Genomic DNA, 22,239 nt, shown 5'->3' on the forward strand with positions numbered 1-22,239 from the left:
CGTTTGGTGATTTAGAAGCAGAAAAGGGAATAAGGGGCAGGGAAAATTGCCGGGTGACGCTAACGCTTACCCGGCCTACGTATGGAGAGCGGTTTTACAGCGCCAGCAGACGCTCAACGGACGGCGCGAAGTAGTAGCCGCCGGTCACCGGTTTGGTGAAGCGCAGCATGGCGTCGCGCTTGCCGTCGGTATCGCCGAACATGCTCAGCAGCTGCTGTTCAATATTATACAAGCGCGCGCAGTAGGCGCAGAAGTAGAGGCCGTGCGTGCCGCTTGCCGTGCCGTACGGCAGGCTCTGGCGGACAATCTTCAGTCCTTTACCGTCTTCCTTGAGGTCAACGCGGGTCAGGTGCGAGGTGACCGGACGGTCATCACCGTCGATCTCTTCGTTGGCCTCTTTCGTACGGCCAATCATCATCTCCTGGTCGTGCACGCTCATGCGGTTAAGCTGCTTGAGGTTATGCTCCCAGCGCTGCACGAACACGTAGCTGCCGCCCGCGTCCACGCCGTCTTTGATTACCGCGACTTCACGACGCGTCTCTTCCCCTGCCGGGTTTTCCGTTCCGTCGACGAAGCCGCTCAGATCGCGCTCTTCGACCCAGCGGAAACCGTGAACCTCTTCCTGCACCTCAATGCTGTCGCCAAAGGCCGCCACCGCCGCCTGGGCAACGGAGAAGTTCACGTCGTGACGCAGAGAAAGAATGTGGATCAGCACGTCGTACTGGGTCGCCGGAGCCAGGCCTTTGCCGTAAGGAATGAAGTCTTTCAGCTCTTCCGCCCCTTCGCCGCCGCTCAGCTGACGCCAGACGTTATTGCCAAACGCAACAACGGCGCCGAGGTGGGCTTCCGGGAATTTGGCCTGGAAGGTCGCCAGTTTATCAATAAACGCTTTGCTGGCCGCACGCAGGGCATCCACGTCCCCTTTGACATTGGCTTCAATCCAAATCGCCGCGCGGCAATGTTCTGGCAAAATGCCACTCTGAACCTGAGACATCGCTCCTCCTGAAATAAAGATGCCACGTCAGCGTGGCATTGATGGCGGCTATTATACCCGGATTTCAGCGAGGCGGTTTGTTCAGACGCAAATTACTGCTTCCAGAGTATTTTGCTCACCTTCCAGCTCTTCAGCGTGTCGTCAGACGGCATCAACCCTTCCGGACCGCTCCAGGTGCCGGTAAAAACATAGCTGATGTGCTGACTGCCTTCCGCCTTACACTCCACTGCAACCTTGTCGTCGGATGGCGCGCTGGAGCAGTTGCCAAAGGCCTGCTTATAAAGATCGCTAAACGGGGTCCCGACCTTCACGCCGCTGGCGGTCGGAATATCTTCGTCCATCACCGCGATCCGGTTTACCGTGCCTTTGTCACCGTTGATCACCAGTGCCAGCTTATCGCCCTTCAGCGCTTCGTAATAGCGCACTATATTGCCATTCTCTGTTTTCATGCCGCTGCGCAGGCGGTAATCGCTGCTGAGCGCATCCTGAATAGCATTCTGATCCAGCGCCGTCGCGGCGGTAATTTTCCCCACGCCCTGCTCGGTCACTTCCGTTGATGAGCCAAACCAGTTCCACGGATACGCGGCGGACCAGTTAATGGAGGAGAGCGTCGAACAGCCGGTCAATGCCAGCGGGAGAGCGCATAAGAGTAAACGCAGCGATTTCATTGAAACGTCCTTACGTGTTAAATCAACGCTTGTTGGAGTGCGACATCGGCAAAAAGTGCCGCATTAATCATCCTGCGGCGCAAAACAGGCGCGAAGGCGCGGGTTGGTCAGCAGCCACAGCAGCGCCACAATATCGGCAACCACCAGCGCAACGCCGATGCCCGTCAGCGGTTCACCGTACCACCAGAGTACCGGCTGCCAGAAGAGCAGCGCAATCTGGGCAAGGATCAGCAGCCCACGAAGCGCGCGCCACAAACGCGGGATCGTATGCCGTCGGCCGCTGCATAAGAAAGCCACCACCGCCGGTACGCCCGGCAGCAAGCCGAGCCAGAAGGCATCGTGATCGGGATAAAAGAGCGTCAGCAGCGTGTCGCCCTGCCCGCGCGACGCGGCGGCCATCACGAACAGCACCCAGGTCCGGGCCTGGAGCAGCAGAACGCACCAGAATAAAAAGGGCAGCCTGACGCGCCCCTGCGCGTCATAGTCTGCCGGATGGATCTCAGTACTCTTCATCTTCGATGAGACGCTTCCCTAAATTCAGCACGTCAGCGTGTACGTAGCCCAGGCGTTCATACATGCCCAGCACCACGTCGTTATCTTCCCGCACCATGATCTGGATTTTCGGACAGCCGCGGGCGATCAGCTTCTTCTCGAGCCGGTTGAGCAGCGCGTTGGCGATGCCGCGACCACGGTATTCCGGGTGCACGCCCAGATAATAGGCCGAGCCGCGATGGCCGTCATAACCGCCCATGACTGTCCCCACGACCTCGCCATTGACTTCCGCGACCAGAAACAGACTGACGTCGTGATTCACCTTACGTTCGATATCCATTTCCGGATCGTTCCACGGACGCAGCAGATCGCAGCGCTCCCAAAGGGTGATCACCTCTTCGAAATCTTCCTGGCGAAAAACGCGTATCTCCATGGTATTAACCGCCTTTTCGGGTTTAAAAACAGTGATTATGGCGCGAACCACGCCTTTAGCCAATAACCGGGGAAAATCTCGCCAAAATTTGGCATAATGTCACTTTGTCACGTATTGAAATGAAAAGTAAAACAATTCTCACTATGGACTGTCGTAACGCTAAACGCGATACGATATAACACCAGGACCCCATTTTTTAGTATTCAGGCCGCATGAGCACATTCAAACCATTAAAAGCACTCACATCGCGTCGTCAGGTTCTCAAAGCGGGGCTGGCGGCCTTAACGTTAACGGGCATCGCAAAGCAGGCTCAGGCGAAAGACGAGAGCACGCTCAAAACCAGTAACGGACACAGCAAACCGAAAACGAAAAAGCCGGGCGCGAAGCGTCTGGTGATGCTCGACCCGGGCCACGGCGGTATTGATACCGGCGCCATCGGCAAAAACGGGTCGAAAGAAAAACACGTCGTGCTGGCGATTGCAAAAAATGTGCGGGCGATTTTACGCAGCAACGGCATTGACGCCCGCCTGACGCGCTCTGGCGATACCTTTATTCCGCTGTATGACCGCGTAGAGATCGCCCACCAGCACGGGGCGGATCTGTTTATGTCGATTCACGCCGACGGCTTTACCAACCCGTCTGCCGCCGGCGCCTCGGTGTTTGCGCTTTCCAACCGCGGTGCCAGTAGCGCCATGGCGAAATACCTCTCCGATCGCGAAAACCGGGCGGATGAAGTCGCCGGGAAGAAAGCCACGGACAAGGACCACCTGCTACAGCAGGTGCTGTTCGACCTCGTACAGACGGATACGATCAAAAACAGCCTGACGCTCGGCTCGCATATTCTGAAAAAGATTAAGCCGGTGCATCGACTGCACAGTAAAGGCACCGAGCAGGCGGCGTTCGTGGTGCTGAAATCACCGTCCATCCCGTCCGTACTGGTGGAAACCTCGTTCATTACCAACCCGGAAGAGGAGCGACTCCTCGGCACCGCGGCGTTTCGTCAGAAGATTGCCAACGCCATCGCTTCCGGCATTATCAGTTACTTCAACTGGTTCGATAACCAAAAAGCGCACTCCAGGAAACGTTGATGAAACCCAATGCTCAACTGGTCAAAACGTTCCTGCTGCAGCTGCAGGATGAGATTTGCCAGAAACTGGCCACCGCAGACGGCGGAGAATTTCAGGAAGATACCTGGCAGCGCGAGGCCGGTGGCGGCGGACGCAGTCGCGTGCTGCGTAACGGCGGCATCTTCGAACAGGCCGGGGTGAATTTTTCCCACGTTCATGGCGACGCCATGCCCGCGTCTGCGACGGCACATCGTCCTGAGCTTGCAGGCCGCAGCTTCGAAGCGATGGGCGTCTCGCTGGTGGTGCATCCGCACAACCCGTTTGTGCCGACCAGCCACGCCAACGTGCGCTTTTTCATTGCCGAAAAGCAGGGGGCCGATCCGGTCTGGTGGTTTGGCGGCGGTTTCGACATGACGCCCTACTACGGCTTCGAAGAGGATGCCGTGCACTGGCACACCACCGCGCGGGACCTTTGTCTGCCGTTTGGCGAAGACGTTTACCCGAAATATAAAAAGTGGTGCGACGACTACTTTTACCTGAAGCACCGCGACGAGCAGCGCGGCATCGGCGGGCTGTTCTTTGACGACCTCAACACGCCTGATTTTGATACCGCGTTCAGCTTTATGCGCGCGGTAGGTGAAGGCTATACCGACGCCTATCTGCCCATCGTCGAACGCCGTAAAAACACCGACTACGGCGTACGCGAGCGTGAGTTCCAGCTCTACCGCCGCGGGCGCTACGTGGAGTTCAACCTGGTGTGGGATCGCGGGACGCTGTTCGGCCTGCAGACCGGCGGGCGCACGGAGTCGATTCTGATGTCGATGCCGCCGTTGGTGCGCTGGGAATACTGCTACGAGCCAAAAGAAGGCAGCCCGGAGGCTGCCTTAAAAGAGTTTATTCAGGTTCGGGATTGGGTGTAACTGCCGGATGGCGCTGCGCTTATCCGGCCTACTCAACCCGTAGGTCGGGTAAGCGAACGCGCCACCCGACACGCAGCGATTACAGCGGCTGCGTCTGCGCCTCAACCACCGCCAGTGCCACCATATTCACGATACGGCGCACGGAGGCAATCGGCGTTAACACGTGCACCGGTTTAGCCACGCCCATCAGCACCGGTCCTACGGTTACCCCTTCAGAGCTGGAGACGCGCAGCAGGTTATAGCTGATACGCGCCGCTTCCACGTTCGGCATAATCAGGATATTTGCCGATCCCTTCAGCGGACTGTCCGGCATACGTTCGTTACGGATACTCTCCACCAGCGCCGCATCGCCATGCATTTCCCCGTCAATCATCAGCTCCGGCGCGCGCTCGCGCACCAGCGCCAGCGTCTCACGCATTTTGCAGGCCGCCGCCGATTTAGACGAACCAAAATTAGAGTGCGACAGCAGCGCCACCTTCGGTTCGATACCAAAGCGACGCACGGTCTCAGCGGCCATCACGGTGATCTCCGCCAGCTCGTCCGGGGTGGGATCGTCGTTAACGTAGGTATCGGCAATAAAGGTGTTGCCGCTTGGCAGCAGCAGGGCGTTCATCGCCCCGGCGGTGTGCACGCCGTCGCGATAGCCGAAGATCTCCTGCACCACGCTAAAGTGCTCGTGGTAATCGCCGATGGTGCCGCAGATCAGCGCATCCGCCTCGCCGCGATGAACCATGATCGCGCCGATCACCGTCGTGTTGCTGATGACGGCTTTCTGCGCCTGCTCCTGGGTGATCCCCCGACGTTTCATGATCGCGTAGTATTCGCTCCAGTACTCTTTGAAGCGCGGATCGGATTCGTTGTTGACGATCTCGAAGTCGACGCCCGGCTTAATCTGCAGGCCCAGCTTCTGGATACGCATTTCGATCACGCTCGGACGACCAATCAGAATCGGCTTCGCCAGGCCTAAGGTGATCAGCTCCTGAGTAGCGTGCAGCACGCGCGCCTCTTCCCCTTCCGCCAGCACCACGCGCTTGGCGTCGGCGCGCGCCTGAGAGAAGATCGGCTTCATGAACAGGTTCGTTTTATAGACAAACTCGGTGAGTTTATCGACGTAAGCGTCGAAATCCTCAATCGGACGCGTCGCCACGCCGGAATCCATCGCCGCTTTGGCCACCGCAGGGGCAATTTTGACAATCAGACGCGGGTCGAACGGTTTTGGAATGATGTAGTCCGGGCCAAAACTCAGATCCTGATCGCCATAGGCTGAGGCAACCACTTCGCTCTGCTCAGCGTGGGCCAGCTCCGCGATGGCGTGCACGGCGGCCAGCTTCATCTCTTCGTTGATTGCCGTCGCGCCGACGTCCAGCGCGCCGCGGAAGATGAACGGGAAGCAGAGCACGTTGTTGACCTGGTTCGGGTAGTCGGAACGTCCTGTACAGATAATGGCGTCTTCACGCACCGCTTTCGCCAGCGGCGGCAGAATTTCCGGTTCCGGGTTGGCCAGGGCCAGGATCATCGGCGCGCGCGCCATCTTCTTCACCATCTCCTGGGTCAGCACCTTCGGACCCGAGCAGCCGAGGAAGATATCCGCGCCGTCGATCACGTCCTCAAGCGTGCGTTTACCGTCGTCTTCTACCGCATAGGCTGCTTTGGTTTCCGCCATGTTCGGCTCGCGGTCTTTGTAAATCACGCCCTTGGAGTCGCAGACCACGATGTTGTGTTTCTGCATACCCAGCGCCACCAGCAGGTTCATACAGGCGATGGCCGCGGCGCCTGCGCCAGAAACCACCATGCGCACGTCGGAGAGATTTTTCTCCACCACCCGCAGGCCGTTGAGAATGGCAGCGGTGCTGATAATGGCCGTACCGTGCTGGTCGTCATGGAACACGGGAATGTTCATACGCTCGCGCAGCTTCTGCTCGATATAGAAACATTCCGGCGCTTTAATGTCTTCCAGGTTGATCCCCCCGAAGGTCGGCTCCAGCGCGGCCACCACGTTGATGAATTTGTCAGGATCGAGCTCGTCCACCTCGATATCAAACACGTCGATACCGGCGAATTTCTTGAACAGCACCCCCTTGCCTTCCATCACCGGCTTACCGGCCAGCGCGCCGATGTTACCGAGACCCAGTACCGCCGTGCCGTTAGAGATCACGGCAACAAGGTTGCCACGCGCGGTATATTTGTAGGCCGCCAGCGGATCTTTTTCGATTTCCAGACACGGGGCCGCTACGCCCGGCGAATAGGCCAGCGCCAGATCGCGCTGGGTTGCCAGCGGTTTGGTTGGGGAGACCTGAATTTTGCCCGGGACAGGGAACTCGTGAAAATCGAGGGCACTCTGTTTCAACTGCTCATCCATCTTATTTATCCTTTCACGTATCGGTCAAAAGGGTGACGAAAGCGATCCGGTTGCACACCCTGGTGTGCCGCCTAGTATCGCCTCAGACTGCCTCCTAAACTTTGAAGGCTGCCAAACTCTCACCATCACACATTAAAAATTGTTATCAATTTATAACAGCCATGTTACCCGTCTCAAAAGCAATGCCTCCCCCGTCTGCTATGCTTTTTTGTTAAGTCCATCATGATTTTTCCAGAAGTGTGAACTAACGCACTCATCTAACTCTTTTATTTCCAAGGAGTAATCATTTATGAACCAGCTAGACGGCATCAAACAATTCACCACCGTGGTCGCCGACAGCGGCGATATCGAGTCGATTCGTCACTACCAGCCGGAGGATGCGACCACTAACCCTTCGCTACTGCTCAAGGCAGCCGGGCTTGCCCATTTTAGTCATCTGATTGATGACGCCATTGCCTACGGTAAGCAGCGCGGGAAAACGCAGGAGCAGCAGGTCGCCGAAGCCAGCGACAAGCTGGCGGTTAATTTTGGTGCGGAAATTCTTAAAAGCATTCCGGGCCGCGTCTCGACCGAAGTCGACGCCCGCCTCTCGTTCGATAAAGAAAAGAGCATTAATAAAGCGCGTCGTCTGGTGGAACTCTACCAGGAGCAGGGGATCGATAAATCACGCATTCTGATCAAGCTGGCGTCGACCTGGGAAGGCATCCGCGCCGCAGAGGTGCTGGAAAAAGAGGGGATACACTGCAACCTGACGCTGTTGTTCTCCTTTGCCCAGGCGCGCGCTTGTGCCGAAGCGGGCGTGTTCCTGGTGTCACCGTTTGTAGGCCGCATCTACGACTGGTACCAGGCGAAACAGCCGATGGATCCATACGTGGTGGATGAGGACCCGGGGGTGAAATCGGTGCGCAATATTTACGACTACTACAAGCAGCATCGCTACGAAACCATCGTGATGGGGGCCAGCTTCCGCCGTACCGAGCAGATCCTTGCCCTGGCAGGCTGCGACCGCCTGACCATCTCCCCTAACCTGCTCAAAGAACTACAGGACAAAGAAGAGACGGTGATCCGCAAGCTGGTGCCAACCTCTACCGTTCTGCCAAAACCGAAAGCCATGACCGAAGCGGAGTTCCGCTGGGAGCACAACCAGGACGCGATGGCTGTGGAAAAACTGGCGGAAGGTATCCGCCTGTTCGCCGTCGACCAGCGCAAACTTGAAGACCTTCTCGCCGCCAAACTTTAACCTTGCCACGGAGTGAACTATGTCCCGTAAAGAGCTCGCCAATGCCATCCGCGCCCTCAGCATGGATGCCGTGCAGAAAGCCAATTCCGGCCACCCCGGCGCACCGATGGGCATGGCCGATATTGCCGAAGTGCTGTGGAACGACTTCCTGAAGCACAACCCGAATGACCCCACCTGGTACGATCGCGACCGCTTTATTCTCTCCAACGGTCACGCCTCGATGCTGCTCTACAGCCTGCTGCACCTTTCCGGCTACGATCTGCCGCTTGAGGAGCTGAAAAACTTCCGCCAGCTGCACTCCAAAACCCCGGGACACCCGGAGATCGGCTATACGCCGGGCGTGGAGACCACCACCGGGCCGCTCGGTCAGGGGCTGGCAAATGCGGTCGGGCTGGCGATTGCCGAGCGTACCCTGGCGGCACAGTTCAACCAGCCGGACCACGAGATTGTCGATCACTACACCTACGTGTTTATGGGTGACGGCTGTCTGATGGAGGGGATCTCCCACGAGGTTTGCTCCCTGGCGGGCACCCTGGGGCTGGGCAAGCTGATCGGGTTCTACGATTACAACGGCATCTCCATCGACGGGGAAACCGAAGGCTGGTTCACTGACGACACGGCAAAACGCTTCGAGGCCTACCACTGGCACGTGGTGCACGAGATCGACGGCCACGATCCTGAGGCGGTGAAAAAAGCGATTCAGGAAGCGCAGAGCGTGAAGGACAAACCGTCCCTGATTATCTGCCGCACGGTTATCGGCTTCGGCTCACCGAACAAGGCGGGCAAAGAAGAGGCGCACGGCGCGGCGCTGGGTGACGAAGAAGTGGCGCTGACCCGCCAGAAGCTGGGCTGGAAATACCCACCATTTGAAATCCCGAAAGAGATCTACAGAGCATGGGATGCCCGTGAAGCGGGTGAAAAAGCCCAGCACGCCTGGAACGAGAAATTTGCCGCCTACAAAAAAGCGCACCCGGATCTGGCCGCCGAGTTTTCCCGCCGCATGAGCGGCGGTCTGCCGGAGGACTGGGACGATAAAACTCAGGCGCTGATTGAAAACCTGCAATCCAACCCGGCAAAAATCGCCACCCGTAAGGCGTCGCAAAACACCCTGAATGCGATTGGCCCTCTTCTCCCTGAACTGCTGGGCGGCTCGGCGGATCTGGCGCCGAGTAACCTGACCATCTGGTCGGGCTCGAAATCGCTGAAAGAGGACATTGCCGGGAACTATATCCACTACGGCGTGCGTGAGTTCGGGATGACCGCGATCGCCAACGGCATCGCTCATCACGGCGGCTTCGTGCCCTACACCGCCACCTTCCTGATGTTCGTCGAGTACGCCCGTAACGCGGCGCGCATGGCAGCGCTGATGAAGGCGCGGCAGATTATGGTCTATACCCACGACTCCATCGGTCTGGGAGAAGACGGCCCCACCCACCAGGCGGTGGAACAGCTGGCGAGCCTGCGTTTAACGCCCAACTTCAGCACCTGGCGCCCATGCGATCAGGTCGAAGCGGCGGTGGGCTGGAAGCTGGCGGTAGAACGCCATAACGGCCCGACGGCGCTGATCCTGTCACGCCAGAATCTGGCGCAGATAGAGCGCACGCCAGAGCAGGTGAAAAACATCGCTCGCGGCGGCTATATCCTGAAAGACAGCGGCGGCAAGCCGGACGTGATCCTGATTGCGACCGGTTCAGAGGTGGAAATCACGGTGAAAGCGGCGGAGAAACTGACCGCCGAGGGCCACGCGGTGCGGGTCGTCTCCCTGCCTTCCACGGATATCTTTGACGCCCAGGACGAGGCGTACCGGGAATCGGTCCTGCCGTCCAGCGTCACGGCGCGCGTGGCGGTGGAGGCCGGTATTGCCGACTACTGGTACAAGTATGTCGGGCTCAAAGGAGCGATAGTGGGCATGCGGGGCTACGGTGAGTCCGCCCCTGCCGATAAGCTGTTCCCGTACTTCGGCTTTACGGTTGAGAACGTGGTGGAGAAGGCGCTGAGCGTGCTGTAGTGCGGCCTGCGTTGCCGGGTGGCGCTGTCGCTTACCCGGCCTACAAAAAATCGGGTGGCATTGCCACCCTTTTTTATACCACCCGAACCCCTGCCGCCATCGCCCGCTCCGGCGTTAACAACACGCTTTCGCTGGCGTCATCGGTTTCCGCGCAGAGCAACATGCATTCAGACGTTTCGCCGCGCATCTTCGCTTTCGCCAGGTTACACAGCACCACCACCGTTTTTCCCATGAGCTCCTCTTCCCGGTAATACGGCACCAGGCTGGTGACGGTTTGCAGCGTTCTTCCCCCCACATCAATCTGGGCGATGTAGAGTTTATCTGCGTTGGCGTGGCGCTTAACGTTCACAATCGTCCCCACGCGGATCTCCAGCTTTGCAAAATCATCGTAAGCTACGGTATCCATTCTTTCCCTCCAGGTAAAATTTTACTAAATACTAGCACAGCATTTATCGGAAGCAATGGGCAGGATATTTAGTAAAAACTGATGCATGTCCTGCCCCATCCTTTACAATGGGTTATCACGTGGGGAATAAGGACAAACATGGCTACGCTCAAAGACATCGCGACGGAGGCTGGCGTTTCGCTGGCGACGGTATCCCGGGTTTTAAACGATGACCCAACGTTGAACGTAAAAGAAGAGACCAAACACCGCATTCTGGAGATTGCTGAAAAGCTGGAATATAAGAGTACCACGTCCCGCAAAATGCAGTCTGCCGCGGTGGGTCAGCAACACATTCTGGCGCTCTACAGCTACCAGCAAGAGCTGGAGATTAACGACCCTTACTACCTTGCCATCCGCCACGGCATTGAGACGCAGTGTGAAAAGCTGGGCGTCGAACTGAGCAACTGTTACGCCAATGCTACCCTGCCTGAGATTAAAAAACTCACCGGCGTACTGATTGTGGGCAAGCCTGCCTCAGCCATTCGTCGTACCGCGATGGCCCTGACGGACAACGTCTGCTTTATCGATTTCCACGAGCCCGGCAGCGAGTACGATTCCGTTGACATTGATCTCTCCCGCATCAGCAAGCAGATCGTTGATTTCTTTATTCGTCAGGATGTTAAGCGCATCGGCTTTATCGGTGGGGAAGATGAGCCCGGCAAAGCCGATATCCGCGAAGCCGCTTTCGTGGAGTATGGCCGCCTGAAAGGAGTGGTGTCAGAAGAGGATATCTGGCGCGGCGGTTTTTCCAGCTCATCCGGATACGAACTGGCAAAAACCATGCTGGCCCGGGACAGTTGGCCCACTGCGCTGTTTGTGGCATCGGATTCCATTGCCATCGGCGTATTGCGCGCTATCCACGAAAAAGGGCTGGCTATCCCGGAGGATATTTCGCTCATCAGCGTCAACGATATCCCGACCGCCCGCTTCACCTTTCCACCGCTCTCGACCGTACGTATCCACTCGGAAATGATGGGCAGCCAGGGGGTGAATCTGCTGCTGGAAAAAGCCCGCGACGGCCGGACGCTGCCGCTTCAGGTTTTCGTGCCGAGCGTGCTGAAACTGCGCGGCACGACCCGCTAAACTCCCTCGTTTTACACGATGCCGGGCATGCCCGGCATTTTTTTATTTCGTGATCGAGTTAAAGCAAATCAATTTCACTGATTTTATTTAGTAAAATATTTACTAAAATTCCCAGCAATGATGTTTACCCCCAACAGGGAGATCGCATGAATCGCTGGGAAAATATTCAACTCATGCATGAGAACCGGCTTGCGCCGCGTGCATACTTCTTCTCTTACGACACCGTCGCACAGGCTCGCACCTTTGCTCGCGAAGCCAGCAGCCACTTTCTGTCTCTGAGCGGTAAGTGGAACTTTCGCTTTTTCACCAATCCCCTTCTGGTACCGGAAAACTTCACCTCTGAATACATGGCCGACTGGGGCGACATTACCGTACCCGCCATGTGGCAGATGGAAGGCCACGGCGAGCTGCAGTATACCGATGAAGGCTTTCCCTTCCCGGTAGACGTGCCGTGGGTACCTGCAGACAACCCAACCGGGGCGTACCAGCGCCACTTCACCCTATCGGACGGCTGGCAGGGGAAGCAGACCCTCATTAAGTTTGACGGCGTCGAAACCTGGTACGAAGTCTACGTGAATGGTCACTACATTGGCTTTAGCAAGGGCAGTCGACTGACCGCCGAGTTTGATATCAGCCACGCGGTGCGCAGCGGACAAAACCTGCTGTGCGTGCGGGTGCTGCAGTGGGCGGATTCGACCTACATTGAGGATCAGGACATGTGGTGGACGGCCGGTATTTTCCGCGACGTTTATCTGATCGGCAAAAATCCGACCCACGTGCGCGACATCACGATTAAAACCACCTTTGACGAGGCCTGGAAAGACGCCACCCTCTTCTGCCAGCTTGAGCTGGAAAACCTGGCCCCGCAGGCTTCAGCCGTGTCGATGGAGTATGCCCTGTACGATGGCGAGACGATGCTCCATCAGGGCATGACCAACGGCCTGACCGTGACCCGCAGCGCGGAAACGACCTTTAGCATTGAGGTCAAACAGCCTGAGCAGTGGTCTGCAGAATCGCCCTACCTCTACCATCTGGTGATAACGCTAAAAGATGAGTACGGGCAGACGCTGGAGGTTATCCCGCAGCGCATCGGATTCCGCGACATCAAGGTACGCGACGGTCTGTTCTACGTGAACAACCGCTACCTGAAGCTGCACGGCGTAAACCGTCACGACAACGATCACCTGAAGGGCCGCGCTGTGGGCATGGATCGCGTCGAGCGCGACCTGATCCTGATGAAGCAGCACAACATCAACTCGGTACGCACTGCCCACTACCCCAACGATCCGCGCTTCTACGAGCTGTGCGACCTCTACGGCCTGTTCGTGATGGCGGAGACAGATGTGGAATCCCACGGTTTTGCCAACGTCGGCGACCTGAGCCGCATCACGGACGATCCGGTATGGGAACCGGTGTACGTTGAGCGCATCGAGCGCCATATTCACGCCCAGAAAAACCACCCTTCAATCATCATCTGGTCGCTTGGAAACGAGTCCGGCTACGGCTGCAATATTCGCGCCATGGCCCGGGCCGCGAAGGCGCTGGACGACACGCGCCTGCTGCATTACGAAGAAGATCGCGATGCCGAGGTGGTGGATATCATCTCCACCATGTACACCCGCGTGCCGCTGATGAATTTATTCGGTGAATATCCCCACGCCAAACCGCGCATTATCTGCGAATACGCCCATGCGATGGGCAACGGCCCAGGCGGGTTAACGGAATATCAAAACGTCTTCGATCGCCACGACTGCATTCAGGGCCACTACGTCTGGGAGTGGTGCGACCACGGCATTCAGGCGGAAGATGCCAGCGGCAATACGTATTACGCCTACGGCGGCGACTTTGGCGACTACCCGAATAATTATAACTTCTGCCTCGACGGGCTGATCTACTCCGACCAAACGCCGGGTCCGGGGCTGCGTGAATATAAGCAGGTGATTGCCCCGGTCAAACTGCGCTGGCAGAACGGCGAGCTGCGCGTTGAAAACCGCTTCTGGTTCACTAGCCTGGATGATTACACCCTGCTGGTCGAGGTGCGGGCAGAAGGTGAAACGCGCTACAGCCAGCCGCTGCAAATCACCGGCCTCGCCCCCAACAGCGCGCGCAGCCTGCGCCTGGAGCTGCCGGAATCCGACGAGCGCGAAACGTTCCTGACCGTGCGTATCAGCAAAAACAGCCGCACGCGCTACAGCGAAGCCGGGCACGAGATCGCGGTGTACCAGTTCCCGCTAAAGGCGCGTACGGCTCACGCCACGCCGTTTATTAACCCCAATGCGACGCCGCTGCTGCTGGACGAAGACCGCCTGAACTGCACCGTGACCGGGCACAACTTCCGCGCACGGTTCTCAAAAGTGACGGGGAAATTCTGTTCCTGGCAGGTTAACGGTGAGGAAAACCTCACCCGCGAGCCAAAGATTAATTTCTTCAAGCCGACGATCGATAACCACAAGCAGGAGTATGAGGGCCTGTGGCAGCCCAACCACCTGCAGATTATGCAGGAGCACCTGCGCGGATTTGAGATCGAGCAGCAGGACGATGCGGTCATCATTACGACCCGCACGCTGATTGCTCCGCCGGTATTTGATTTTGGCATGCGCTGTACCTATCGCTGGCGCATCGCCGCCGACGGGCAAATCAACGTTGAGCTGAGCGGAGAACGCTACGGTGATTATCCGCACATTATCCCATGCATCGGCTTTACCCTCGGCATCAACGGGGAATTCGACCAGGTGAGCTACTACGGACGCGGACCCGGAGAGAACTATCCGGACAGCCAGCAGGCCAGCACCGTCGATCTGTGGCACACCACGGTGGATGAGATGTTTGAGAACTACCCGTTCCCGCAGAACAACGGCAACCGCCAACAGGTGCGCTGGGCAACGCTTGCCAGCCGACACGGCAGCGGCCTGCTGGTGGTGCCTGAGCAGCCGATTCACCTCAGCGCCTGGCGCTACACAGCAGAGAACATCCACGCTGCGCAGCACTGCAACGAACTGCGTCGTGGCGAGGACATTACCCTCAATCTCGACCACCAGGTACTGGGCTTAGGCTCCAACTCCTGGGGAAGCGAAGTGCTGGATACCTGGCGCGTCTGGTTCAGACCGTTCCGCTACGGCTTCACCCTGCTTCCGCTGGAAGGCGGACACACCGCCGCGCAGGCGCTGGCGCGCCATCGGTTCGGCACCGGTTTCTTCTCCATGAATTCGCACAGCGAGGCAGACAAATGATCGTTCTCGACAGCCTGGAACAGTTCCAGCAGCGTTATCGCACGGGCCGTAAATGGCAGCGCTGCGTAGAGGCCATTAATAACATCGACAACATCCAGCCCGGCGTTGCCCACTCGATTGGCGACTCTCTGGCCTACCGCGTGACCAATGATACCCGCACTGACGCGCTGTTCGTCGGCCATCGCCGCTATTTCGAGGTGCATTACTACCTGCAGGGCGCGCAGAAAATTGAATACGCCGCAAAAGATGCCCTTCAGCTTGTGGAGTGCTACCGAGATGAAACCGACCGCGAATACCTGAAAGGCGTGGGTCAAACCGAACAGGTGCGCGAGGGACAGATCGTGATATGTGAAAACCACGAGGCGTATCGCTTTATCAGCGAAACGCCGGCCAAAAAAGTCGTCCTCTATGTGACCATCGAAGACGGCTATTTCCATAACAAATAAAAAATCCAGCGGTGCCAATGAAGCACCGCCCTCCTCCTCGTACCCGGAGAAAGATTATGTCTGAAACTACCAAACGTAATACCATCGGCAAATTCGGCCTGCTGTCGCTGACGTTTGCCGCCGTATTCAGTTTTAACAACGTGATTAATAACAACATTGAGCTGGGGCTGGCCTCCGCGCCGATGTTCTTTTTAGCCACCCTGTTCTACTTCATTCCTTTCTGCCTGATTATCGCGGAATTTGTCTCCCTGAATAAAAACTCCGAAGCAGGCGTGTATGCCTGGGTGAAAAGCTCGCTGGGCGGGCGATGGGCGTTTATTACCGCCTACACCTACTGGTTCGTGAACCTGTTTTTCTTCACCTCGTTATTACCGCGCGTTATTGCCTACGCCTCTTACGCCTTTCTGGGGTATGAGTACATTCTTACGCCGTTCGCCACCACAGTACTGAGCATGGTGCTGTTTGCCTTTTCGACCTGGGTCTCCACCAACGGGGCGAAAATGCTGGGGCCGATCACCTCTGTGACCTCTACGCTGATGCTGCTGCTCACCCTCTCCTACATTCTGCTGGCCGGCGGGGCGCTGGTGGGCGGCGTCCAGCCAGCCGACCCGATTACCGTTGACGCGATGATCCCCAACTTCAACTGGGCCTTCCTCGGCATCACCACCTGGATATTCATGGCTGCCGGGGGCGCAGAGTCCGTTGCGGTATACGTTAACGACGTTAAGGGAGGCTCAAAATCCTTCGTGAAGGTGATCATTCTGGCGGGCATTTTCATCGGCGTGCTCTACTCCATCTCTTCGGTGCTGATTAACGTCTTCATCAGCAGTAAAGAACTGAAATTTACCGGCGGCTCAGTGCAGGTGTTCCACGGTCTGGCGGTATGGTTTGGCCTGCCGGAGGTGCTGATGAACCGCTTTGTCGGCCTGGTCTCCTTTACCGCAATGTTCGGCTCCCTGCTAATGTGGACGGCAACGCCAGTCAAAATCTTCTTCTCTGAGATCCCAAGCGGCATTTTTGGGCCAAAAACCGTGGCGCTGAACGAGAACGGCGTTCCGGCGCGCGCGGCGTGGATCCAGTATTTGATCGTCATTCCGCTCATGATTATCCCAACCATGGGGTCGAATACCGCGCAGGAGCTAATGAACACCGTCATCAATATGACCGCTGCTGCCTCCATGCTGCCGCCGCTGTTCATTATGCTGGCCTACCTGAACATGCGTCGTAAGCTCGATCATCTCCCGCGCGACTTCCAAATGGGCTCGCGCACCACCGGTATTGTGGTGGTGTCGATGCTGATTGTGATTTTTGCCATCGGCTTTGTGGCCTCAACTTTCCCCACCGGTGCCAATATTCTGACGATTATTTTCTATAACGTCGGTGGCATTGTGTTATTCCTCGGATTTGCCTGGTGGAAATACAGCAAATACGTCAAGGGATTATCAAAAGAACAACAACAAACAGAAGCGTCACCTGCCTCAAATCTTCACTAACGCTAAAGGCATGGATATTCTCTCATTGGGATGAGTGCATGAAAATTAAAGAGAAAACAATTGGGGCACTCGCTGCCCTCTCTTTCTGCTGCCCCGTATTTGCCGCAGAAGAAGCCAGACCCGCTGAACATGACGATACCCGAACCCCGGAAATTACCTCTCCGTCGTTTCGTTTTTATGGCGAACTGGGTGTTGGCGGATATATGGATTTAGAAGGTCAGAATAAACATAAATACAGTGACGGCACCTATATTGAGGGCGGTCTGGAAATGAAGCAAGGACACTGGTTCGGCCTGATTTACGGCGAGGGCTGGACCGTACAGGCTGACCATCAGGGTAATGCCTGGGTGCCCGATCACAGCTGGGGCGGATTTGAAGGTGGGCTTAACCGCTTGTACGGCGGCTACAAGACCGACAGCAACACCGAAATCATGCTCAGCCTGCGTCAGGACTCATCGCTTGATGACCTGCAGTGGTGGGGAGATTTCACGCCCGATCTGGGCTACGTGATCCCCAACACCCGCGACATTATGTACGCGCTGAAGGTGCAGAACCTCTCCGGGAACCTGCGCTATAGCGTCACCGCCACGCCTGCGGGGCACCATGACGAAAGCAAAGCCTGGCTGCATTTTGGTAAATACGATCGCTATGACGATAAGTATACCTATCCGGCAATGGCCAACGGCTATATCCAGTATGACATCGTCAAAGATGTCACCTGGATGAACGGACTTGAGGTCACCGACGGCACGGGACAACTTTTCCTGACCGGCATTCTGTCGCCCAATCTGGCGGCGCGCGCCTGGCATCACACCGGACGCGCCAGCGGCAAGGGCGTCTCCGGGACTGAAACTGGCTATATGGTCAGCGCCATGGTTGAAGCGTTAAAAGGTGTCTATCTCTCCACCGCTTACAGCTATGCAAAGCACCGCCCGGACAATGCCGCCGATGAAACAACCTCATTTATGCAGTTCGGCATCTGGTATGAGTACGGCGGTGGACGCTTTGCCACCGCAGCCGACAGCCGCTTCTATATGAAAAATGCCTCCGGCGACCCGAGCGATCAGCTCTTCCTGATGCAATATTTCTACTGGTAAAAGGATCTTCCAATATGAAACTCAGCCTTACACCGCTGGCCTGCGCGCTGGCGATCAGCTTTTCGGCTCACGCCGCCACCCCTGCTGATTTTAAAAACGTCATCAACCGTTCCGGTGCGCCGGAATATATGCACGATTTCGACGCTGACGACCACCAGCGGTTTAATCCCTTTTTCGATTTGGGTGCCTGGCATGGTCATTTGCTGCCGAACGGGCCGCAGACCCAGGGAGGATTTCCCGGCGTAGCGCTGCTCACCGAAGAGTACATCAACTTTATGGCGACCAATTTCGATCGCCTGAGCGTGTATCAGAACGGCAAAAAAGTCGATTTTACCCTTGAGGCTTACAGCCTTCCCGGCGCGCTGGTGCAGAAGCTGAACGCGAAAGATGTGCAGATCGCGATGACGCTGCGCTTTGCCACCGCGCGCACCTCGCTGCTGGAGACCCGCATCACCAGCAAGGCACCACTCGAGCTGGTGTGGGACGGCGAACTGCTGGAAAAACTGGAGGCCAAAGAGGGCAAACCGCTGTCGGATAAGACTATCGACGCCGCGTATCCAGACTATCAGCGCAGGCTGGTCCCCACACGTGACGGCCTGAAAGTGACTTTTGGCAAAGTGCGCTCCACCTGGGATCTGCTGACCTCCGGCAGTTCCGAATATCAGGTTCATAAATCCCTCCCCGTTGACACCACCATCGACGGGCATCGCTTTACCAGCCGGGCGCACGTTACCGGCAGCACCACGCTGTATACCACCTACTCCCATCTGCTGAATGCCGAAGAGGTGAAGCGCGAGCAGGTGCAGATCCGCGATATTCTGGCACGCCCGGCAGCCTATATGGCGGCCTCGCAACGGCGCTGGGAAGGCTATTTGCAGAAAGGGTTGACCAACCCTGATGCGACCCCAGAGCAAACGCGCGTGGCGGTGAAGGCCATCGAGACGCTGAACGGCAACTGGCGTTCGGCCGGCGGCGCGGTGCGCTATAACACGGTGACGCCATCCGTCACCGGACGGTGGTTCTCCGGCAACCAGACCTGGCCGTGGGATACCTGGAAACAGGCGTTTGCCATGTCGCATTTCAACCCGGATATCGCCAAAGAGAACATTCGCGCGGTCTTCTCCTGGCAAATCAAACCCGACGATCCGGTACGCCCGCAGGATGCCGGCTTTGTGCCGGATCTCATCGCCTGGAACCTGAACCCGGAACGCGGCGGCGACGGCGGTAACTGGAATGAGCGCAATACTAAACCAAGCCTGGCTGCGTGGTCGGTGATGGAGGTGTATAACACCACGCAGGATAAAGCCTGGCTGGCGGAAATGTACCCTAAACTGGTGGCTTACCACGACTGGTGGCTGCGCAACCGCGACCATAACGGCAACGGTGTGCCGGAGTACGGCGCGACGCGTGACAAAGCCCATAACACCGCCAGCGGGGAGATGCTCTTTACGGTCAAAAAAGGCGATAAAGAGGAATCGCTTTCCGGCCTGAACAACTATGCCCGGGTGATCGACAAGGGCCATTACGACAGTCTGGAGATCCCGGCGCAGGTTGCAGCCTCGTGGGAGTCAGGCCGCGATGATGCCGCCGTCTTCGGTTTTATCGATAAGGCCCAGCTGGATAAATACGTTGAAAACGGCGGCAAGCGCAGCGACTGGACGGTGAAATTTGCCGAAAACCGCGATAACGAGGGCAAGCTGCTGGGCTATTCGCTGCTGCAGGAGTCCGTCGATCAGGCGAGCTACATGTACAGCGACAATCACTATCTGGCGCAAATGGCGAGCCTGCTGGGTAAAGAGCAGGAGGCCAGCCGCTATCGCCAGCTGGCGGATAAGCTCGCGACTTACATCAATACCTGCATGTTCGACGCGAAGAGCGGTTTTTACTATGACATCCGTATCGAGGATAAACCGCTGGCGAACGGCTGCGCAGGCAAGCCTATCGTCGAGCGCGGTAAAGGGTCGGAAGGCTGGTCGCCACTGTTTAACGGTGCGGCAACGCAGGCGCATGCGGATGCCGTGGTGAAGGTGATGCTGGATCCGAAAGAGTTCAATACCTATGTGCCGCTCGGGACTGCCGCGCTCACCAACCCGGCATTTGGTCCGGATATCTACTGGCGAGGCCGGGTGTGGGTCGACCAGTTCTGGTTTGGCCTGAAAGGGATGGAACGCTATGGTTACCGTGAGCAGGCTCAAACGCTGGCAGAAAACTTCTTTAAGCACGCGAAGGGGTTAACGTCCGACGGCCCGATTCAGGAAAACTACAACCCGCTGACCGGCGCGCAGCAGGGCGCGCCTAACTTCTCCTGGAGCGCGGCGCATCTTTATATGCTGTATAACGACTTTTTCCGTAAACAGTAACGGGGAGCTGTCTGCTTTGCCGGGTGGCGCAGTCGCTTACCCAGCCTACGTTTCTGTCGTGCGGTCTGCCTGCCGGGTGGCGCTATCGCTTACCCGGCCTACGGCTCGTTTTTTTGTCGGCCGGGTAAGGCGAAGCCGCCACCCGGCTAAAAGCTACCGCGTGATCCACAGCGTGGGCCAGGCGTCTGGCCCGTTCCAGTTATCGCAGCTGGGTTCCTCAGCATAACGCACCAGGCGGAAACGCTGGCCGTCAAACCGCCAGCGCGTCTGGAACCCACAGTCGCCCATACCGCGCCCCAGCGAGAGCGTGGTCAGCTCGCGCGTCTTCTCATCAAAGCTGGCGTTCATCAACTCTATTTCGCTGCTGTCGCTTGACGGCGTAAACGGCAGACGCAGCCTGACGCTGCGGGCAGAGAACGGTTTCTTACGTGACACCAGCCACGCCAGATCGACGGTGTTATAGGCCCCCGCCTCGCAGCTGACGATCAGCAGCGCCTTGTCATCGGTCAACGCGGTGACGCGCACTTCCCGGCGGTTAGGATCCAGCGAGCACTGGCTGCTGTTCATCCTGCCGGTGCCATAATCCAGCAGGTCGTTCAGTTCGGCATGGGAAAGCGGTGTTGGGGTAGGATTAACGGTCGCCACCTTTTTCAGGGCGGGTGCGGGCGGTACGCTTAACGGCGGATCGTCACCTTTTCTGATCCACGCGGTTTCACTGCCCACGCGCTTTTGCTGCGCATCAATGAACAGCAGCGCGGCTTTCAGACCGCTCAGAGAAATCACCTGCTTACCGCCGCGAAGGGTCAGGGCCTTCCCTTCCTGGATATTTTTCAGAAAGGCGGTGATGGTGGCCGCATCGTCCGTTTTCAGATGCCAGGGCGTGAGTTGCCAGCGCTGTTTGTCCAGCTTCAGGGGAACATTATCCAGCAGCAGTCGGGGGGCAATCTCAGGCTCTTTCACGGAAGGCGTATCAAGCCCGCCAAGATCGATACGCAACGTGGCATCCGTTTTCGCCCCGGCGCTTCGGGTGAGCGTCATGACCAGACCACGGTGTTCGCCCGTGTTGCGGGCAAGGCAAAAGTTCTGGTTATTGCAGGTCACCTGCCAGTCAGAAAAGGCTTGCTGCGCGGGTGCAGCCCGCACCTGCGGCGCGAGGAGCACATAAAACAGGGAAAATAAAAAGACGCTGTAGCGCATGAATGGCACAATCCCGGAACGAAAACGCGTAACTGGGCAGTATCTTCGTGTTCCCGCCGGGGTTGCTCAATCGGATTTATCAGATATACCCGAAAAACAGGCTATATCCGTTCGAAAGGGGTATTCATCAGCCCGGTAGTCTGTAAATACTGCAGTAATATCACCGCCTTACCATCCCTGATTTCGCCTGAACGCACCATCTCCAGCGCCCGGGCAAAAGGAAGCTCCAGCACTTCGATATCTTCATCCTCTACGCCGCCGCCCCGGTGAGTGCGCTGCGCGTCGCTGTATTCCGCGATGAAGAAATGGACGATTTCCGTCACGCCGCCCGGCGACATAAACAGCTCGAAAACCTTTTTGACCTCGCCCACTTCGAAGCCGGTCTCTTCGACGGCCTCTTTGCGGATGCAGACTTCCGGCTCATCGTCATCGAGCAGGCCCGCGCAGGTTTCAATCAGACGTCCGTCCGGGTTGCCATTGACCCATGTTGCCACCCTGAACTGGCGGATCAGCACCACGCTCTGCTTTTCACGATTATAGAGCAGGATAGTTGCCCCGTTGCCGCGGTCGTAGACCTCGCGCCTGTGGCGGATCACTTCACCGTTGTTACGCGTCAGATCGTAGGTGATGTTACGCAGGACAAAGTAGTTTTCAGAGAGAATTTTGTCTTTGATAACGTCTATTTTCAGGGTCATACGGGCTCCACG

Annotated in this window: 18 protein-coding genes; 10 read left to right on the forward strand and 8 right to left on the reverse strand. The window is 57.3% G+C overall.

Annotated elements, in window-relative coordinates:
- Positions 1 to 94: 94 nt before the first annotated feature.
- The 4 genes from BFG58_RS09760 to BFG58_RS09775 all read right to left on the reverse strand — a co-directional run bounded on the left by BFG58_RS09760 (position 95) and on the right by BFG58_RS09775 (position 2,587).
- Positions 95 to 994: a Dyp-type peroxidase gene (locus tag BFG58_RS09760; RefSeq protein ID WP_048226164.1), complete on the reverse strand. Its 900-nt coding sequence runs from the start codon at positions 992 to 994 to the stop codon at positions 95 to 97.
- Positions 995 to 1,086: 92 nt separating this feature from the next.
- Entirely contained in the window at positions 1,087 to 1,662 is a 576-nt protein-coding gene (locus BFG58_RS09765; protein WP_045909453.1) for an RpoE-regulated lipoprotein, read from the reverse strand.
- Between the two features lie 63 nt (positions 1,663 to 1,725).
- Positions 1,726 to 2,175 carry a DUF2919 domain-containing protein gene (locus BFG58_RS09770; protein WP_045909454.1) on the reverse strand — a complete coding sequence of 150 codons (450 nt, stop codon included), beginning with the start codon at positions 2,173 to 2,175 and terminating at the stop codon, positions 1,726 to 1,728.
- A complete protein-coding gene (locus tag BFG58_RS09775) occupies positions 2,162 to 2,587 on the reverse strand; it encodes a GNAT family acetyltransferase (protein ID WP_008501614.1) in 426 nt (141 codons plus the stop codon). The genes BFG58_RS09770 and BFG58_RS09775 overlap by 14 nt, the downstream gene beginning before the upstream one ends.
- Before the next feature lie 212 nt (positions 2,588 to 2,799).
- Here BFG58_RS09775 and amiA point away from each other — a divergent pair, with 212 nt between their 5' ends.
- Together amiA and hemF are read left to right on the forward strand one after the other, a co-directional pair.
- On the forward strand, positions 2,800 to 3,675 hold the full coding sequence (gene amiA / locus BFG58_RS09780) for an N-acetylmuramoyl-L-alanine amidase AmiA (protein ID WP_045325904.1): 876 nt from the start codon (positions 2,800 to 2,802) through the stop codon (positions 3,673 to 3,675).
- Positions 3,675 to 4,574 carry an oxygen-dependent coproporphyrinogen oxidase gene (gene hemF / locus BFG58_RS09785; protein ID WP_069719736.1) on the forward strand — a complete coding sequence of 300 codons (900 nt, stop codon included), beginning with the start codon at positions 3,675 to 3,677 and terminating at the stop codon, positions 4,572 to 4,574. Before amiA ends, hemF begins: the two co-directional genes overlap by 1 nt.
- A gap of 79 nt (positions 4,575 to 4,653) precedes the next feature.
- Here the strand turns inward: hemF and maeB are convergent, their stop codons facing one another.
- Positions 4,654 to 6,933 (reverse strand): NADP-dependent oxaloacetate-decarboxylating malate dehydrogenase, encoded by a 2,280-nt coding sequence (maeB, locus tag BFG58_RS09790; protein WP_045406103.1) that lies wholly within the window; start codon positions 6,931 to 6,933, stop codon positions 4,654 to 4,656.
- 289 nt (positions 6,934 to 7,222) lie between these two features.
- Here maeB and tal point away from each other — a divergent pair, with 289 nt between their 5' ends.
- Both tal and tkt read left to right on the forward strand, forming a co-directional pair.
- Positions 7,223 to 8,173: a transaldolase gene (gene tal / locus BFG58_RS09795; protein ID WP_045909457.1), complete on the forward strand. Its 951-nt coding sequence runs from the start codon at positions 7,223 to 7,225 to the stop codon at positions 8,171 to 8,173.
- Positions 8,174 to 8,192: 19 nt separating this feature from the next.
- On the forward strand, positions 8,193 to 10,181 hold the full coding sequence (gene tkt / locus BFG58_RS09800; protein ID WP_069719737.1) for a transketolase: 1,989 nt from the start codon (positions 8,193 to 8,195) through the stop codon (positions 10,179 to 10,181).
- A 73-nt stretch (positions 10,182 to 10,254) separates the two neighbouring features.
- Here the strand turns inward: tkt and BFG58_RS09805 are convergent, their stop codons facing one another.
- Complete coding sequence (locus BFG58_RS09805; RefSeq protein ID WP_063622226.1) at positions 10,255 to 10,587, reverse strand: tRNA-binding protein; 333 nt, start codon at positions 10,585 to 10,587, stop codon at positions 10,255 to 10,257.
- Between the two features lie 138 nt (positions 10,588 to 10,725).
- Here BFG58_RS09805 and ebgR point away from each other — a divergent pair, with 138 nt between their 5' ends.
- The 6 genes from ebgR (at position 10,726) to ygjK (ending at position 20,335) form a co-directional block, all read left to right on the forward strand.
- Entirely contained in the window at positions 10,726 to 11,709 is a 984-nt protein-coding gene (gene ebgR, locus BFG58_RS09810) for a transcriptional regulator EbgR (protein WP_069719738.1), read from the forward strand.
- 146 nt (positions 11,710 to 11,855) lie between these two features.
- Positions 11,856 to 14,939, forward strand: coding sequence for a beta-galactosidase subunit alpha (ebgA, locus tag BFG58_RS09815; RefSeq protein WP_069719739.1), 3,084 nt, complete (start codon positions 11,856 to 11,858; stop codon positions 14,937 to 14,939).
- On the forward strand, positions 14,936 to 15,385 hold the full coding sequence (locus BFG58_RS09820) for a beta-galactosidase subunit beta (RefSeq protein ID WP_063622229.1): 450 nt from the start codon (positions 14,936 to 14,938) through the stop codon (positions 15,383 to 15,385). Before ebgA ends, BFG58_RS09820 begins: the two co-directional genes overlap by 4 nt.
- A 56-nt stretch (positions 15,386 to 15,441) precedes the next feature.
- Positions 15,442 to 16,878, forward strand: a complete 1,437-nt coding sequence (locus BFG58_RS09825; RefSeq protein WP_069719740.1) for an amino acid permease — start codon at positions 15,442 to 15,444, stop codon at positions 16,876 to 16,878.
- A gap of 38 nt (positions 16,879 to 16,916) precedes the next feature.
- The gene (gene ygjJ, locus BFG58_RS09830; protein ID WP_069719741.1) at positions 16,917 to 17,975 is read left to right on the forward strand and encodes a protein YgjJ; all 1,059 of its coding nucleotides are present in this window, start codon (positions 16,917 to 16,919) and stop codon (positions 17,973 to 17,975) included.
- A gap of 14 nt (positions 17,976 to 17,989) precedes the next feature.
- Entirely contained in the window at positions 17,990 to 20,335 is a 2,346-nt protein-coding gene (gene ygjK / locus BFG58_RS09835; RefSeq protein ID WP_069719742.1) for an alpha-glucosidase, read from the forward strand.
- Positions 20,336 to 20,488: 153 nt separating this feature from the next.
- On the opposite strand, the gene BFG58_RS09840 is transcribed toward ygjK, so the two are convergent.
- Positions 20,489 to 21,532 carry a DUF1176 domain-containing protein gene (locus tag BFG58_RS09840; RefSeq protein WP_069719743.1) on the reverse strand — a complete coding sequence of 348 codons (1,044 nt, stop codon included), beginning with the start codon at positions 21,530 to 21,532 and terminating at the stop codon, positions 20,489 to 20,491.
- Positions 21,533 to 21,633: 101 nt separating this feature from the next.
- Positions 21,634 to 22,227 (reverse strand): GDP-mannose pyrophosphatase NudK, encoded by a 594-nt coding sequence (gene nudK / locus BFG58_RS09845; protein WP_048029618.1) that lies wholly within the window; start codon positions 22,225 to 22,227, stop codon positions 21,634 to 21,636.
- Positions 22,228 to 22,239 lie beyond the last annotated feature (12 nt).

The sequence above is a fragment of the Enterobacter sp. ku-bf2 genome, from assembly GCF_001742765.1.
GTDB lineage: Bacteria > Pseudomonadota > Gammaproteobacteria > Enterobacterales > Enterobacteriaceae > Enterobacter > Enterobacter quasiroggenkampii.

Coding starts and splice junctions, on each gene's coding strand:
- BFG58_RS09760 (WP_048226164.1), bottom strand. CDS start 994: ATGTCTCAGGTTCAGAGTGGCATTTTGCCAGAACATTGCCGCGCGGCG.
- BFG58_RS09765 (WP_045909453.1), bottom strand. CDS start 1,662: ATGAAATCGCTGCGTTTACTCTTATGCGCTCTCCCGCTGGCATTGACC.
- BFG58_RS09770 (WP_045909454.1), bottom strand. CDS start 2,175: ATGAAGAGTACTGAGATCCATCCGGCAGACTATGACGCGCAGGGGCGC.
- BFG58_RS09775 (WP_008501614.1), bottom strand. CDS start 2,587: ATGGAGATACGCGTTTTTCGCCAGGAAGATTTCGAAGAGGTGATCACC.
- amiA (WP_045325904.1), top strand. CDS start 2,800: ATGAGCACATTCAAACCATTAAAAGCACTCACATCGCGTCGTCAGGTT.
- hemF (WP_069719736.1), top strand. CDS start 3,675: ATGAAACCCAATGCTCAACTGGTCAAAACGTTCCTGCTGCAGCTGCAG.
- maeB (WP_045406103.1), bottom strand. CDS start 6,933: ATGGATGAGCAGTTGAAACAGAGTGCCCTCGATTTTCACGAGTTCCCT.
- tal (WP_045909457.1), top strand. CDS start 7,223: ATGAACCAGCTAGACGGCATCAAACAATTCACCACCGTGGTCGCCGAC.
- tkt (WP_069719737.1), top strand. CDS start 8,193: ATGTCCCGTAAAGAGCTCGCCAATGCCATCCGCGCCCTCAGCATGGAT.
- BFG58_RS09805 (WP_063622226.1), bottom strand. CDS start 10,587: ATGGATACCGTAGCTTACGATGATTTTGCAAAGCTGGAGATCCGCGTG.
- ebgR (WP_069719738.1), top strand. CDS start 10,726: ATGGCTACGCTCAAAGACATCGCGACGGAGGCTGGCGTTTCGCTGGCG.
- ebgA (WP_069719739.1), top strand. CDS start 11,856: ATGAATCGCTGGGAAAATATTCAACTCATGCATGAGAACCGGCTTGCG.
- BFG58_RS09820 (WP_063622229.1), top strand. CDS start 14,936: ATGATCGTTCTCGACAGCCTGGAACAGTTCCAGCAGCGTTATCGCACG.
- BFG58_RS09825 (WP_069719740.1), top strand. CDS start 15,442: ATGTCTGAAACTACCAAACGTAATACCATCGGCAAATTCGGCCTGCTG.
- ygjJ (WP_069719741.1), top strand. CDS start 16,917: ATGAAAATTAAAGAGAAAACAATTGGGGCACTCGCTGCCCTCTCTTTC.
- ygjK (WP_069719742.1), top strand. CDS start 17,990: ATGAAACTCAGCCTTACACCGCTGGCCTGCGCGCTGGCGATCAGCTTT.
- BFG58_RS09840 (WP_069719743.1), bottom strand. CDS start 21,532: ATGCGCTACAGCGTCTTTTTATTTTCCCTGTTTTATGTGCTCCTCGCG.
- nudK (WP_048029618.1), bottom strand. CDS start 22,227: ATGACCCTGAAAATAGACGTTATCAAAGACAAAATTCTCTCTGAAAAC.